Genomic DNA, 14,424 nt, shown 5'->3' with positions numbered 1-14,424 from the left:
CGTCCTCGCGCTGGCCCGTCGGCGCGTGAACGTCCTGTGGGCCCTGATCCGTGACGGAAAGTGCTTCCAACACGCACTCCCGGTCACAACGGCGGCTTGACAACATCATTAGGAGGTGGCCTCCGATGCGGCGCGGGCGGCGGCGGGGAGAGCGGCGGCGATGCGCTCGACCGCCCGCTCGTCGTGGGCGGTGGAGACGAACCAGGACTCGAACGCGGAGGGCGGGAGGTAGACGCCCTGCTCCAGCATGGAGTGGAAGAACGCGGTGAAGCGGAATGCCTCCTGCTTCTTGGCGTCGTCGTAGTCGCGCACCGGCTGGTCCGTGAAGAAGACCGAGAACATGTTGCTCGCGGCGGAGACGGTGTGGGCGACGCCCTCCTTGCTGAGCGCGGCGCCCACCAGGGTGCGCAGCTCGGCGGAGACCGCGTCGATCTTCGCGTACGCCGCATCGTCCAGCAGCCGCAGCTGGGCGAGGCCCGCGGCGGTGGCGACCGGGTTCCCGGAGAGGGTGCCCGCCTGGTAGACCGGCCCGGCCGGGGCGAGGTGGGCCATCACGTCGGCGCGGCCGCCGAAGGCCGCGGCGGGGAAGCCGCCGCCCATGACCTTGCCGAAGGTCATCAGGTCGGGCCGGACGCCGTCGACGCCGTACCAGCCCGCCTTCGACGTACGGAAGCCCGTCATGACCTCGTCGGAGATGTACAGCGCCCCGTTGGCCGCGCACAGTTCCTTGAGCCCGGCGTTGAAGCCGTCGGCGGGCGGGACGACGCCCATGTTGCCGGGCGAGGCCTCGGTGATCACACAGGCGATCTCGCCGGGGTGCGCGGCGAAGGCGGCACGCACCGCGTCCAGGTCGTTGTACGGCAGCACGACGGTGTCCCCGGCCGTGGCGCCGGTCACCCCCGGGGTGTCGGGCAGCCCGAAGGTGGCCAGGCCCGACCCGGCGGCGGCGAGCAGCGCGTCCACGTGGCCGTGGTAGCACCCGGCGAACTTCACGACCTTGGCCCGGCCGGTGAAGCCGCGGGCCAGCCGGATCGCCGACATCGTCGCCTCGGTGCCGGAGGAGACCAGGCGGACCTGCTCGACCGGCTCGATCCGCGCCACGATCTCCTCGGCGAGCGCGACCTCGCCCTCACCCGGCGTACCGAACGAGGTACCCCGGGCGACCGCCTCCTGGACGGCGGAGATGACCTCGGGGTGGGAGTGGCCGAGAATCATCGGCCCCCACGAGCACACGAGGTCGACGTACTCGCGGCCGTCGGCGTCGGTGAGGTACGGGCCGGTGCCGGACACCATGAACCGGGGCGTACCGCCCACGGCCCGGAAGGCACGCACGGGTGAGTTCACGCCGCCGGGCGTCACGACGGACGCCCGGTCGAACAGCGACTGCGAAACTGGGGCTTCGTATGAATACGCCACTTTGGTCCTGATCTGCGATGGGGGTATCGGGAGGCCGGGCCGGAAAGTCCAGGGGAATCCCGGTCACCGGTGAGCAGGAAGCGCGCTCCGCTCGTATCACGAAAGAGCGTCAGTCCCCTCGCGTCTGCGAAACTGGGCCGACATAGGGAAAGCTCACACATGCCATGGTGTCAGAGGCACGGACGGTCTTGCGGACAGGTGTTTCACCGGACGCCCGCGGGGGAGGTCACTGACACGATGATCGGGTTGCGCGGCGGGGGCTGTGCCTCCTAAGAAGTAGTAGTCGGGTGGAGATATGCATCGCGGTGGCGGAGTGGGCGAAGGGACCGACGACCTGGGGCCCGAGCCTGCCCGACGAGGGCGGCACCGGCGCAGGGCCGAGCGCGTACAGGGCAGGGGCGCGGAGAGCACTCCGGCCCCCGGGAGCAGGAGCGGTGGCGGAATGGGGGTGACCTACAAGTATTTCGGCGCCCCGGACGGGGCCACGGCCGCACGGGTGCCCATTTCGATGCGCCCGGAGGAGCTCGGCGGCGACGAGCTGGGCATGGGCGGCATGTTCACCAAGATCAAGCCGGAGACGGTGGCCGCCATGGTCCTGACCGGCATCCAGGGCATACCCCTGCACAAGGTCCCCCCGCTCGAACTGGTCGTGCTCCACCCCGACTACGCCGTGGTGAAACTCCCGATGACCGTCGTCGACCCGCTGCGCGGTGTCGGCGAGGAGTCCGTCGGCGCGGCGGCCTTCATCTGGTCCACCGTCCCCGACCGCGGCGGCCCGCGCGACGCCTTCAACGTCTACCAGCTGCTCCACGAGTGGCAGGACTTCTCCCACCGGCTGCACGACGCGGGACATCAGGCGTACTGCCTGGTGTGGCCCTGATCCGGAATTCCCCGGCGCGCTCCGCCCGAGGCCGTCCGACTCGGCGCGAGACGGCGGGCTGAGGCCGCCCACCTGCCCGGGGAGGCGTAGGACCCGGGCCACGGGCCGGGATCAACCGACCGGAGCGAAAAGCCCTTTCGGGCGAAAATCGGCCGTACGGGTACTCGAAGGCTTCAGACAGACGCGCCCACGCGCACGTATTCGGTCGAATCGAGCCACGCATCACGGGGAATTGGCCGACGGCCGGTCTTCAGCCGACCCTCCCCCCGCGCCGATGCAGAGGGCATCGACCGTCGAGGAGGTCCGCCGTGGGCGACGTTGTGCTGGCCCTGTCCATCCCCCTTCTGGTCTTCGGCAGCGGGATCTACGCCGCCTGCGACTGCTGGTGGCGCCGCAGACACCCGGCGCCGCCGTCCCCGTACACCCACCGGGCGGCCCGGCTCGCGGAGCAGGAGATGCTGCTGCTGGCCGAGGAGATCGTGGACGACGCGTACGTCGCGCTCGGCCCCCTCTACGACGCCCCGGCCCCCACCGCCGACCGGCCCGCCGCCATCAGCGCGCAGCGGCCGGACGCCACCCCCGATCGCGCCCCGTCACCGCCGGCGCCCGCTCAGAAGCGCTAAGGCCTGTCCGACAGTTCCCGTCTGCCGCACGATCGCCCAGCACCATCAGGCCCACGGTCCGGACAGGCAGCCCCGTCTGCCCGGCAGCCCCCTCCTCCGCTCCGGCCCGAGCCTCCGCCCCGGTGACCGGCTCCGACCGCTGCCACCCTCGCCAAATCCCTGGCCGCCCGCCTCGCCCGGGTGGCATCCTGGCCCCGTGAACGGACCCGAGATCACCGTCGAAGTAGCCCCTGAGCTGCGGCTCTTCATCCCGCACGAGCGCCGCCGAGGCCCCACGCCGCTCACCACCGACGGCGCCTCCACCCTCGGCCATGTCATCGAGTCCCTCGGCGTCCCGCTCACCGAGGCCGGGGCCTTGCTGGTGAACGGTGACCCGGTGGACCGTTCCCATGTGCCGGAGCCGGGCGAGCACATCGACGTACGGGCCGTGGAGCGCCCCCAGCAGGTCCCCGGCGCACCCCTGCGTTTCCTCCTCGACGTCCATCTCGGCACGCTCGCCCGCCGGTTGCGACTGCTGGGCGTCGACGCGGCCTACGAGAGCGAGGACATCGGCGACCCGGCCCTCGCCGCCCTCTCGGCGCGGGAGCGGCGCGTCCTGCTCTCCCGGGACCGCGGGCTGCTGCGCCGCCGCGAGATCTGGGCGGGGGCGTACGTCTACAGCGACCGCCCGCAGGAGCAGCTGCGGGACGTCCTGGGCCGCTTCGCGCCGGTCCTCGCCCCGTGGACCCGGTGCACCGCGTGCAACGGCGTGCTGGCCGAGGCCGACAAGGACTCCGTGAGCGAGCTGCTGGAGCACGGCACACAGCAGGCGTACGACGTGTTCGCGCAGTGCACCGACTGCTCCCGGGTGTACTGGCGGGGCGCCCACCACGGCCACCTGGAGACGATCGTGGCGGACGCGGTACGGGAGTTCGGCGGCGCGGCGGCGTAGTGGAGGACCGTCTCAGCCGATGATGTGGCGCAGATAGGCCTGCGGGTCGGCGAGGTAGCGCCGCCAGTGGTCGACGAGGGCCAGGTCCGCCCACCGCACCCGCTCCATCCCGCCGTCGCCCACCTGCACGATGTCGGCGCCCGGCAGCGCGGTGAGCAGCGGAGAGTGGGTGGCGCACACCACCTGGCCGCCCGCCTTCACCAACTGGTCGATGTGGCCGAGCAGTTCGAGGCAGGAGGCGAAGGAGAGCGCGGCCTCGGGCTCGTCCATGACGTACAGCCCCGGCACCACGAACTTCTCCCGGAACGCGGCGAGGAAGCCCTCCCCGTGACTGCGGGAGTCCGGCTCCAGGCTCTCCCGGTCCAGGGCGTCGAGGGCGGTCTCCGCACGCAGGAAGAACCCCTTGCGCGCGGCCCGGCTGCCGATCATCCGCCGCCCGCGGGGCGCGGTGTCGAAGCGGACCCGCTCCCCGAGCGCGGACCTGCCCCGCGAGGTGGCGTACTTCCAGTCGGCCGAACCGCCGTACGAGTCGAGCCCGAAACCTTCGGCCAGCGCCTCCACCAGCGTCGACTTCCCCGAACCGTTCTCGCCGACGAGGAAGGTCACCGGCGCCCGGAAGCGCAGCCCCTCGGCGAGGAACTGCCGCACACAGGGCACCGACCAGGGCCAGGCGTCCGGCTCGGGGGCGTACACATGGGCGTAGGCGCGTTCGACGATCACCGGCCCATGATGACCGGTCCCCGGCTCAGAAGGCGTACGCGTCCCCGGTCGAAGGGGCCAGCACCGTGTGCTCGTCGTTCCGGGAGTCCGCGTCGCGTGTCCCGCCGCTCCACACCGTGTCGACCCGCAGGACCACCTCGGCCGGTCGCCCCGCGAGCCGCAGTTCCAGCGCGGTCTGCCGGGCCTGCCCGCCGGAGGGCAGCGCACCCGTCTCGCACAGCACAGCGGCCCTGCCGCCCCACAGACAGCCCGGGGGCAGTTGCTGCCGTACGGACAGCGGCGCGGAGAAGCGGAGCCGTACCGTCGAGGCCGGTACGTCGGTGGGCCCGCGGTTCTCGGTCCGCAGCCGGATGCGGATCCGGTCGGCCCAGAGGGTGACGTGCCCGTGGTGGGCGATGTCCGCTTCCGGCACGGGGGCGGCGGCGGAAGAAGCCCCGGCGCGCTCCGTGGCCGAAGCGGCAGCACCGGGCACCACGGCAGCCGCCGGCACGGTCATCGCCGCGGCCGTCGCGAGCACGACGGACAGCGGCATCAACAGTCCTCTCCTACGCATCTGCATGCCCGGAACATACCGATCACACCTACTAATCCGATGAACGTACCGATATGACGCGCTCGCCCCCACCCACACAGCCCACGCCCACCCGGAAAGACCCCCTGTCGCCTGCCTATCCTTTCCCCGTAACCGATCAGCTGTCCGAGGAGATCGCCATGGCCGCCACCCCCATCGCCGTCGTCACCGGCGCGAGCAGCGGCATCGGCGCCGCGACCGCCCGCACCCTGGCCGCCGCCGGATTCCGCGTCGTACTCACCGCACGCCGCAAGGACCGCATCCAGGCGCTGGCCGCCGAGATCACCGAGGCGGGGCACCAGGCGACGGCCTACCCCCTGGACGTCACCGACCGGGCGGCGGTCGACGAGTTCGCCACCGCTTTCCGCTCCCTCGCCGTCCTCGTCAACAACGCGGGCGGGGCGCTGGGGGCCGACCCCGTGGCGACCGGCGACCCCGCCGACTGGCGACAGATGTACGAGACGAACGTCATCGGCACCCTCAACGTCACCCAGGCCCTGCTGCCCGCCCTCACCGCGAGCGGCGACGGCACGATCGTGATCCTCTCCTCGACCGCCGCCCTGTCCGCGTACGAGGGCGGCGGCGGATACGTCGCGGCCAAGCACGGCGAACACGTCCTGGCCGAGACCCTGCGCCTGGAGATCGTCGGCACCCCGGTCCGCGTCATCGAGGTGGCCCCCGGCATGGTCAGGACCGATGAGTTCGCCACCACGCGCTTCCGCGGGGACGCCGAGAAGGCGGCCAAGGTCTACGCGGGCGTCGACGCCCCCCTGACCGCCGAGGACGTCGCCGACACGATCGGCTGGGCCGTGACCCGCCCCAGCCACGTCAACATCGACCTCCTGGTGGTCCGGCCCCGCGCACAGGCCTCCAATACGAAGGTCCACCGCACGCTGTGAGCCGGACGCCGGGGACCGGTGTTCCGGTCCCCGGCGTCAGACGTCCGTGAGCGTCAGCGCAAGGGTCCCTCAGGACGGGGCGACGGCTCGCTCGGCGACGAGCACGGGGTTGTCGTGCGGGGTGATCGTGCAGCGAGCTCCCGGTGCCAGCGCGGTCGCCTCCCAGCTGGGCAGGTCGGCCTTGCAGTCGGCCCCCGAGTCCGTGGTGAGGTGCAGCCGGGTGGTGGCGCCGAGGAAGGTCGCCACCCGCACGGTCGCCGGGGTGCCCGACGTGTCGTCGGCGGCACTGACCGCCAGCCCCTCGGGGCGCAGCAGTACGTCGACCTCGGCGCCGGAGGCGGGCGTCTCGCCGTGGATGGGCAGCCGCCGCCCGAACAGCTCGACGACCCCGCCGTCCCGGACGGTCCCCGGCAGCCGGTTCATGGTGCCGACGAACTCGGCGACGAAGGGCGTCGCGGGACGGTCGTACAACTCGCCGGGCGCGGCGCACTGTTCGAGCCGGCCGTCCTTCATCACGGCGACGCGGTCCGCCATGGACAGCGCCTCCTCCTGGTCGTGGGTGACGAAGACGGTGGTGATGCCCAGCTCCAGCTGGATGCGCCGGATCTCCTCGCGGAGAGTGAGCCTCACCTTGGCGTCCAGGGCGGACAGCGGCTCGTCGAGGAGCAGCACCTTGGGGCGGATGGCCAGGGCGCGGGCGAGCGCGACGCGCTGCTGCTGGCCGCCGGAGAGCTGGTGCGGGTAATGGCCCTCGCGGCCGGGCAGGCCGACCAGCTCCAGCAGCTCCCCCGCCCGCTCCTTGCGTTCGGCGGCGCCCCGGCCCCGTACCCGCAGGCCGTACGCGATGTTCTCGGCGGCCGTCATGTTCGGGAAGAGGCTGTACGACTGGAAGACCATGCCGATGTCGCGGCGGTTGGCCGGGACCTGGGTGACGTCCTCGCCGTCCATCAGCAGCTCGCCGCCGTCGGCGGTCTCGAACCCCGCGATGATGCGCAGCGCGGTGGTCTTGCCGCAGCCGGACGGCCCGAGCAGGGCGACCATCTCGCCCGGGGCGATGTCCAGGTCGAGCCCGTCGAGCGCGACCGTGGAGCCGAACTCCCGGCGCAGATTCTTGAGTTGCACAGGGACGGTCATGACACGGTCTTCTTTCGGTTCTCGCGGCCGGAGTTCGTACGACGGCGGCTGCGGCCGCCGGCCAGGGTGGTGAGCAGGAGCAGCAGCCCCCAGGTGATCAGCAGGCTCAGCATCGCGGCCGCGACCGACAGCTGCGCCTCGGAGTCCTTGATCTCCACCATCCACACGGAGAACGGGCGGTAGGAGAGCACGGAGGCGACGGTGTACTCGCCGAGCACCATGGCCAGGCTGAGCACTGCCCCGCCCGTGACCGCGGTCCGCAGGTTCGGCACGATCACCTGCCGCAGGGTCTGGAGGCGCGAGGCGCCCAGGCTGCGGGCAGCTTCGACGAGGGTGCGCAGGTCGACGGCGCGCAGCCCGGCGTCCAGCGAGCGGTACAGGAACGGCAGGGACATGACCGTGTAGACGAGCACGAGGACCAGGGGGAAGTTCTCGTCCCGCAGGACCTGGAAGGTCATGTAGAGGGGCGTGTCGGCCAGATCCTGTTCCCAGGACAGCACGGTGGTGACGCCCGCGACCAGCGCGATCGGCGGGACGACCAGCGGCATCATGCACAGGATCTCGACGATCCGGCGCAGCCTGGGCAGATAGAGCGAGACCGCGACCAGGGTCGGCACCATCAGGAGCAGACCGCAGGCGATGGTGGCCAGGCCCAGACGCACCGAGAGCATCAGGCTGGCGGTCAGTCCCTCGGTGCCGAGTCCCTGCGTGTACGCGTCGAAGCTGACGCCGTCCACCTCGTTGACGCTGAACCAGATCGAGGCGCCGATGGGGACCAGGAAATACAGCGCGGCGACCGGCAGGACGATGCCTCGTGAGGTGATCTTCATCCGAGCCATCGGGTACTCCTGCGCTGCAACGGTATCTGTACGGCCATCACGAGCAGCGCGATCACGACCATGTTGAGGCTCATGGCGAGGGCGAGGTTCTCCTGGCCCACAAGGACGTTGCCGTTGAGGGCGTTGGCGATCTGGATGGTGATCAGCGGCTGCGAGGAGCCGACCATCACCGCGGCGGTGGCGTGCGAGGCGAACGCGGTGCCGAACATGAGCACCGCACCGCCGACCAGCGAGGGCGTCAGCACCGGGATGCCGACGTGCCGCCAGTACTGCGACCGGGTCGCACCGCAGGACGCGGCGGCCTCCTGCCACTGGGCGCGCAGACCGTCGAGCGCGGGCAGGACGATCACCACCATCAGCGGGATCATGAAGTAGAGGTAGGCCAGCACCAGGCCGGTGAAGCTGTAGAGGCTGAAGCCCGTCCGGTCCAGGTGGAACAGCTGAGTGACGGTGCCGGTCGTGCCGAGCGTCGCGATGAAGGCGAAGGCGAGCGGCGCGCCGGAGAAGTTGGCCAGCACCCCGCTGGCCGAGACGACGATGCCCCGCAGCCCCGCCCGCGGGGAGCTGACGACTGCCTGGGCGATCAGGGCGCCGATCACGGTCGCCAGCAGGGCGGTCACGGCCGAGAGTTCGACGCTCCCGGTCAGCCCGGTCGCGTACGCCCCCGACAGCGACCCGCTGACGTTCTCGGTCGAGAACTCACTGGTGCCGCTCGCCGGGTCGAGGACGGTGAACGCCCCGTACACCATGGTCCCGGCGGGCAGCCCGAAGCACACCGCGAGGAACACGAAGAACGGAACGACGACGGGCCACCGGTGCCGACGGGTGCGGCGGCGAGGGCCGCCGCCGTCCCGCACGGGTGGCGCGGGTGGCGCGGGGGCGGCCGTGCCCGCCGCGGGCACGGAGCCCGCGGCGGGGACGGGAAGTGCGGTCTTGTCGGGCATGGTCAGCTGACCGCCTTGCCCCAGCCCTGCACGACCGTCTCCTTGGCCTTCGCTTCCTGCTCCGCGGTCGGCTCCTCGGGCACGCCGTCGACCTCGGGAATCTGCGCGACGGCGGCCTTGTCGGCGGTGCCGTCCTTCTTCATCGTGTCGAGGAGCGCCGGGCGCGAGAAGCCCTTCAGCCAGATGTTCTGGCCCTCGGGGCTGTAGATGAACTCCAGCCACAGGCGGGCGGCGGCCGGGTGCGGAGCGTACTTGTTGACGCCCTGGTTGTAGTAGCGCGAGTACAGGCCGTCGGAGGGCACCGCGACCTGCCAGTCGACGCCCTTGGGCTTGAGCTTCACGCCGTAGCCCAGGTTGAGGTAGTCCCAGTCGATCGAGATCGGCGTCTCGCCCTGCTGGATGGTGGCGAGCGTGGACTTCGCGGGAACGAAGTTGCCCTTCTTCTTCAGCTCCTGGAAGAAGTCCAGGCCCGGCTGGACGTCGTCCAGGGAACCGCCGTTGGCCAGCGAGGCCGCGATGACCGTGGCCAGCGCGGAGCCGGACTCGGTCGGGTCGCCGTTGAGCGCGACCTTGTTGCGGTACTCGGGCTTGAGCAGGTCCTTGAACGTCTCGGGGCAGTTCTTCACGGCCTTGGCGTCGCAGCCGATGGATATGAAGCCGCCGTAGTTGTTCATGAAGGAGGCGTCCGGCTGCTTCTGCGCGTCCGGGATGTCGTCCCAGCCCTGGACCTTGTACGGCGCGAGCAGGTCCTGCTTCTTGGCCTCCTGCATGTACGAGGTGCCGAGGTCCAGCGCGTCGACGGCCCGGCTCTGGCCCTTGCGCTTGGCCGCGGCGTTCAGCGCGCCCTGGCTGCTGCCGCCCGGGTCCTCGTTGTTGACCTCGATGGCGTACTTCTTCTCGAAGGCCGCGATCATCTCGCCGTAGTTGGCCCAGTCCGGCGCGAGGGCGTAGACGTTGAGCTTGCCCTCCTTCTCCGCCGCCTCGACGAGCTTGTCCATACCGCCGAGGTCCGCGGCCGACTCCGCTTTCGCGGCCTTGCTGTTCTTCGCGCCCGCGTCGTCGGGCGCGGAGCCACAGCCGGCGGCCACCACGACGGTGAGGCCTGCGAGGGCCGCGGCGGTCAGGACGCGACGGGGACGGTGTGCCTTCACGATGCGTACTCCTGGGTCTTCGGCGAGCCACCTGTATGGACAAGCCAGCGTCAGTAAGCCAGCCGAAGCTAGCAGCCAAATGACCGGCCAGTAAAGCCCTCACGAAGGAAAAAGTGCAGGTCAGAAGCGTTATAAAGACGTAGGTTTACCTACCGCCAAAGCGGAAAGACGCAGGGTTCGCACTTCTGGGGGAACACCGATTGCGCGCAGTTCAGGGATGCGGGACACCACGTGCGGATGACATGATCGTCCTTGCCCGCCCGGGAGCCCGCCCGGACGCCCGCCGACAGCCCCGAAAGCCCCCTAGGAGAGACGTGATCCGACGGCACCAGCAGATCGCCGAGGAGCTGCGCCTCGCCATCGCCGAAGGCACCTATCCGGTGGGCTCCGAGCTGCCGTCCGAGTCCGAACTCGCCCTGGCCCACGGGGTGTCCCGGGGCACGCTCCGGCAGGCCTTCGGCACACTCCAGTCGGAGGGCCTGATCGGCTCCCGGCAGGGCGCCCGCCGCACGGTCCTGTCCACCACCCCCAGCCAGAGCTTCACCGAGCTGCGCAGCTTCGCCCAGTGGGCCAGGGCCGGCGGCCGCACCCCCGGCGGCCTGGTGCTCCGCTCACGCCGCGCGAAGGCCACCGAGGCACAGGCCGCCCAACTCCACCTCACCCCCGGTGACACGGTCCTCCACGTCCTGCGGGTACGCACCCTGGACGGCGAGCCGGCGCTCCTGGAGCGCACGGTGTACGCCGGGTGGGCGGCCGCCGCCGTCGAACGGCTGCCGGACGACTGCGAGTCGGTCACCCAGAGCCTGTACGACGAGGCCCGCGTCCTCATGAGCCACGGCGAACACCACCTGGACGCGGTCGCCGCGGGCACCACGGACGCCCGGGAACTGGCCGTACGGCGCGGCTCCCCGCTGCTGCGGGTGCGCCGCACCACGACCACGCCCGACGGCCGCCCGGTCGAGACCTCGGACGACCGCTACAAGCCGGGTTCGGTGGTCTTCACGGTCCGCAATTCGGTACAGGCGAATCCCCTGGTCCGCACGACGCCCGACTGATGGGGCGGGCACGCCCCGCCCCGGCCAACAGGCCACCCCCCGACCAGCGCCCCGGTCGCCCCTCCCACGAACAGCGAGCACGCATGTCCCCGCTCTCCCTGCCCCCGCTCCCCCGCCCCGCCGCCCTCCTCTGCGACATGGACGGCACCCTCGTCGACACCGAACACGCCTGGCTGGACACCGTCGCCGGGTTCCTGCGCGCACAGGGCTCCCCGGCGGACGCGGACACGCTCGCCCCGTTCGCGGGCGCCGCGGTGGCCGACGCGGCGGACCGTCTCGTACGCGACGGCCTCACCGCCCTGTCCGCCGCGGAGGCGGCCACCCGTCTCGACCGGGCGTTCACCGCACGGGTGGCGGCCGGAGTGGCCGTCCAGCCGGGCGCCCTCCGGCTGCTGGACCGGGCGCGGGCGCTGGGGGTGCCCACCGCCCTGGTGACCGCGTCCGAACGGCATGTGGCCGACCTGGTGCTCGACACCCTGGGCCGGCACCGCTTCGACACGTCGATAGCCTCGGGTGAGGCGCCCCGCGGCAAGCCGCACCCCGACCCGTACCTGGCCGCCGCGGCCGCGCTGGGGGTGGCCCCGCAGGACTGCCTGGCCGTCGAGGACACCCCCACGGGCGCCGCCGCCGCCCTCGCCGCGGGCTGCCGCCTGCTCGCCGTCCCCTCGGTCCCCGGCATCGAGCCCGGCCCGCGCACGGTCCTGGTCACCTCCCTGACGGAGGCGGACCTGGCGGGGGCGGCATAGGGCCCCCGCCGGGCCGGCGAGGGCTCCCCGCCGGGCGGGTGATGGCTCCCCGCTGGGCGGGTGAGGGGGTGCCGCCACCGGCGGCGACGCCCCTCGTCTCCGCCCTTGACGCGGGTGGCCCGTCAGCCCTTGATGCAGATGACCTGCTTGAGCTTGGCGACGACCTCCACCAGGTCCCGCTGCTGCTCCATGACCTGCTCGATCGGCTTGTACGCGGACGGGATCTCGTCCAGAACGCCGGAGTCCTTGCGGCACTCCACGCCCCGCGTCTGCTCCTCCAGGTCCCGCACCGTGAACCGGCGCTTGGCGGCGTTCCTGCTCATCCGGCGACCGGCGCCGTGCGAGGCCGAGTTGAACGCCTTCGCGTTGCCCAGGCCCTTCACGATGTACGAGCTGGTGCCCATCGAGCCGGGGATGATCCCGAACTCGCCGGAACCGGCACGGATGGCCCCCTTGCGAGTGACGAGCAGGTCCGCTCCGTCGTACCGCTCCTCCGCGACGTAGTTGTGGTGGCAGGAGATCTCCTGCTCGAAGACCGGCTTGGCCTTCTTGAACTCCTTGCGGACCACGTCCTTGAAGAGCGCCATCATGATCGCGCGGTTGTACTTGGCGTACTCCTGCGCCCAGTAGAGATCGTTCCGGTAGTCGGCCATCTGCGGGGTGTCCGAGATGAAGACGGCCAGGTCCCGGTCGACGAGGCTCTGGTTGTGCGGCAGCTTCTGGGCGATGCCGATGTGGTGCTCGGCGAGTTCCTTGCCGATGTTGCGGGAGCCCGAGTGCAGCATCAGCCACACCGCCCCGTCACTGTCGAGACAGAACTCGATTATGTGATTGCCAGAGCCGAGCGTTCCCATCTGCTTGGTGGCACGTTCCTGACGGAACTTGACCGCTTCCGCGATCCCCCCGAACCGCCCCCAGAAGTCGTCCCACCCCGACGTCGGGAACCCGTGCAGCTTCCCCGGGTCCACCGCGTCGGCGTGCATACCCCGGCCCACCGGAATGGCCTGCTCGATCTTCGAGCGCAGCCGTGACAGGTCGCCGGGAAGATCGTTTGCGGTCAGGGACGTCTTCACCGCCGACATCCCACAGCCGATGTCCACCCCGACCGCGGCCGGGCACACCGCGCCCTGCATCGCGATCACCGAACCGACCGTGGCCCCCTTGCCGAAGTGGACGTCCGGCATGACCGCGAGACCCTTGATCCACGGCAGCGTGGACACGTTCCGCAGCTGCTGCATGGCGACGTCCTCGACCGACGCCGGGTCCGTCCACATCCGGATGGGAACCTTCGCTCCCGGCACCTCTACGTACGACATAACTCCTCGATTCCCCCGAAAAGACTGAAAGCGCAAAACCGGTGCCAAGGTCGGCGAACACGTCGGCCGACCGGCATCCACAGCAGTGCGTGCGATACACATTGTCTCCATCGGCCGCCTAGCAGCGGCAACCGCTTTTCCGTACCGAAGGGAGCCTGGGACGGTGCGACACAAGGCGTACGTACCCGGTGCCGCGCTCCTCGCAGCGCTCGTCGTCGGCTGTAGCGCCGGCGCCGACAGCGAAGCGAGCGGCGGCGACAGCAAGCCGGGCAGCCCTGCGGTCACCTCCGCGCCCCCCGGCAAGTACCTGACCCTGCCCGCCCCCTGCCGTTCCGTGCCGCGCGGGACGCTCAAGGACCTGCTGCCCGGCGCCGCGGAGCTGCCCGAGACCCAGCAGGACAAGGCGTTCCGGGGCGTCCCGTCCGTCACGTACGACACCGACCGCAGGGTCGGATGCAGCTGGAAGTCGGACGCGCCGGACGCCACCCGGAGCCTCTCCATCGACCTGGAGCGGGTCGTTTCGTACGACCCCGCGGTGAGCGACGACGACCGCGCCGACACGGTCTACGCGAAGAAGGAGAAGGCCGCCGGCCTGTCCTCCGCGACGCCCGGCCCGGACGCGGAGAAGAGCTCGGCGAAGGGCGAGGAAACGGACAAGGGCAAGGACGAGGACGAGAACGAGGACGAGGGCAAGGGGAAGCCGGAGGGCGCGACGGGCTCGTCGGCCCCGTCCCCCTCGACAGCCTCCTCCTCGTCCGCCTCCCCCGGCAGCCCCGCCGACGACCTCCGCCCCCGTGTCCTCGACGGCCTCGGAGATGCCGCATTTCTGAACGATCGCCTCACCCGGGCAGGTTCCACCGCGAAACACCGCACCGTGAGCGTGGTGTTCCGCACATCGAACGTGATCGTGACCGTCCGGTACGCCGAGCAGCCCGCCCTCGTCACCAAGGTGCCCGACAGCAGGGAACTCCAGGAGAAGGCCCAGGCACTGGCCCGGAAGCTGGCCGAGAAGCTCAGCGAATAGGCCCCCTCCGACGGGTCCTCCACGGCCGGATTCCGGTCCGAGGGGGACCGGAACCGGGACGCGGGACGGTCGCCGGCCGTCGTACCGTGGCTGTCCGGAAGACGACCCGACGACGATCCGAAGACGATCCGACGCAGACCCGAAGACGGTCCGAGGATGGTCCGAAGACGACCCG

Annotated in this window: 15 protein-coding genes; 7 read left to right on the top strand and 8 right to left on the bottom strand. The window is 71.2% G+C overall.

Annotated features, from left to right (window positions below):
* Positions 1-108: 108 nt before the first annotated feature.
* Positions 109-1,416 (bottom strand): glutamate-1-semialdehyde 2,1-aminomutase, encoded by a 1,308-nt coding sequence (gene hemL / locus CIB93_RS30375; RefSeq protein ID WP_373558819.1) that lies wholly within the window; start codon positions 1,414-1,416, stop codon positions 109-111.
* Between the two features lie 295 nt (positions 1,417-1,711).
* On the opposite strand from hemL, the gene CIB93_RS30370 reads away from it, so the two are divergent.
* The 3 genes from CIB93_RS30370 to CIB93_RS30360 all read left to right on the top strand — a co-directional run bounded on the left by CIB93_RS30370 (position 1,712) and on the right by CIB93_RS30360 (position 3,850).
* Positions 1,712-2,296: a hypothetical protein gene (locus CIB93_RS30370; RefSeq protein WP_096631544.1), complete on the top strand. Its 585-nt coding sequence runs from the start codon at positions 1,712-1,714 to the stop codon at positions 2,294-2,296.
* A 308-nt stretch (positions 2,297-2,604) separates the two neighbouring features.
* Positions 2,605-2,919 carry a hypothetical protein gene (locus CIB93_RS30365; RefSeq protein ID WP_096631543.1) on the top strand — a complete coding sequence of 105 codons (315 nt, stop codon included), beginning with the start codon at positions 2,605-2,607 and terminating at the stop codon, positions 2,917-2,919.
* A gap of 196 nt (positions 2,920-3,115) precedes the next feature.
* Entirely contained in the window at positions 3,116-3,850 is a 735-nt protein-coding gene (locus CIB93_RS30360) for a Mut7-C RNAse domain-containing protein (RefSeq protein ID WP_096631541.1), read from the top strand.
* Between the two features lie 12 nt (positions 3,851-3,862).
* On the opposite strand, the gene CIB93_RS30355 is transcribed toward CIB93_RS30360, so the two are convergent.
* Positions 3,863-4,570 carry an AAA family ATPase gene (locus CIB93_RS30355; RefSeq protein ID WP_096631540.1) on the bottom strand — a complete coding sequence of 236 codons (708 nt, stop codon included), beginning with the start codon at positions 4,568-4,570 and terminating at the stop codon, positions 3,863-3,865.
* Positions 4,571-4,595: 25 nt separating this feature from the next.
* On the bottom strand, positions 4,596-5,129 hold the full coding sequence (locus CIB93_RS30350; protein ID WP_257002429.1) for a hypothetical protein: 534 nt from the start codon (positions 5,127-5,129) through the stop codon (positions 4,596-4,598).
* Between the two features lie 152 nt (positions 5,130-5,281).
* Here CIB93_RS30350 and CIB93_RS30345 point away from each other — a divergent pair, with 152 nt between their 5' ends.
* Positions 5,282-6,040: an SDR family NAD(P)-dependent oxidoreductase gene (locus CIB93_RS30345; protein ID WP_096631537.1), complete on the top strand. Its 759-nt coding sequence runs from the start codon at positions 5,282-5,284 to the stop codon at positions 6,038-6,040.
* A 69-nt stretch (positions 6,041-6,109) separates the two neighbouring features.
* Here the strand turns inward: CIB93_RS30345 and CIB93_RS30340 are convergent, their stop codons facing one another.
* The 4 genes from CIB93_RS30340 to CIB93_RS30325 are packed head-to-tail and all read right to left on the bottom strand — an operon-like array spanning position 6,110 to position 10,108.
* A complete protein-coding gene (locus CIB93_RS30340; RefSeq protein WP_096631535.1) occupies positions 6,110-7,174 on the bottom strand; it encodes an ABC transporter ATP-binding protein in 1,065 nt (354 codons plus the stop codon).
* Positions 7,171-8,004, bottom strand: a complete 834-nt coding sequence (locus tag CIB93_RS30335; RefSeq protein ID WP_096631534.1) for an ABC transporter permease — start codon at positions 8,002-8,004, stop codon at positions 7,171-7,173. The genes CIB93_RS30340 and CIB93_RS30335 overlap by 4 nt, the downstream gene beginning before the upstream one ends.
* Positions 8,001-8,957 (bottom strand): ABC transporter permease subunit, encoded by a 957-nt coding sequence (locus CIB93_RS30330; protein WP_179500291.1) that lies wholly within the window; start codon positions 8,955-8,957, stop codon positions 8,001-8,003. The genes CIB93_RS30335 and CIB93_RS30330 overlap by 4 nt, the downstream gene beginning before the upstream one ends.
* A 2-nt stretch (positions 8,958-8,959) precedes the next feature.
* Positions 8,960-10,108, bottom strand: coding sequence for an extracellular solute-binding protein (locus CIB93_RS30325; protein ID WP_096631532.1), 1,149 nt, complete (start codon positions 10,106-10,108; stop codon positions 8,960-8,962).
* Positions 10,109-10,422: 314 nt separating this feature from the next.
* On the opposite strand from CIB93_RS30325, the gene CIB93_RS30320 reads away from it, so the two are divergent.
* Positions 10,423-11,163, top strand: a complete 741-nt coding sequence (locus tag CIB93_RS30320; RefSeq protein ID WP_096631531.1) for a GntR family transcriptional regulator — start codon at positions 10,423-10,425, stop codon at positions 11,161-11,163.
* Positions 11,164-11,246: 83 nt separating this feature from the next.
* Positions 11,247-11,909, top strand: a complete 663-nt coding sequence (locus CIB93_RS30315; protein ID WP_096631529.1) for an HAD family phosphatase — start codon at positions 11,247-11,249, stop codon at positions 11,907-11,909.
* Between the two features lie 122 nt (positions 11,910-12,031).
* On the opposite strand, the gene CIB93_RS30310 is transcribed toward CIB93_RS30315, so the two are convergent.
* Complete coding sequence (locus tag CIB93_RS30310) at positions 12,032-13,225, bottom strand: RtcB family protein (RefSeq protein WP_096631528.1); 1,194 nt, start codon at positions 13,223-13,225, stop codon at positions 12,032-12,034.
* A gap of 163 nt (positions 13,226-13,388) precedes the next feature.
* On the opposite strand from CIB93_RS30310, the gene CIB93_RS30305 reads away from it, so the two are divergent.
* Positions 13,389-14,249, top strand: a complete 861-nt coding sequence (locus CIB93_RS30305; protein WP_096631526.1) for a DUF3558 domain-containing protein — start codon at positions 13,389-13,391, stop codon at positions 14,247-14,249.
* The last annotated feature ends 175 nt before the right edge of the window (positions 14,250-14,424 follow it).

Origin of the sequence: Streptomyces sp. WZ.A104, assembly GCF_002382885.1 — a bacterium.
Taxonomy (GTDB): Bacteria; Actinomycetota; Actinomycetes; order Streptomycetales; family Streptomycetaceae; genus Streptomyces.
This window is presented reverse-complemented; position numbering and strand designations above follow the sequence as displayed.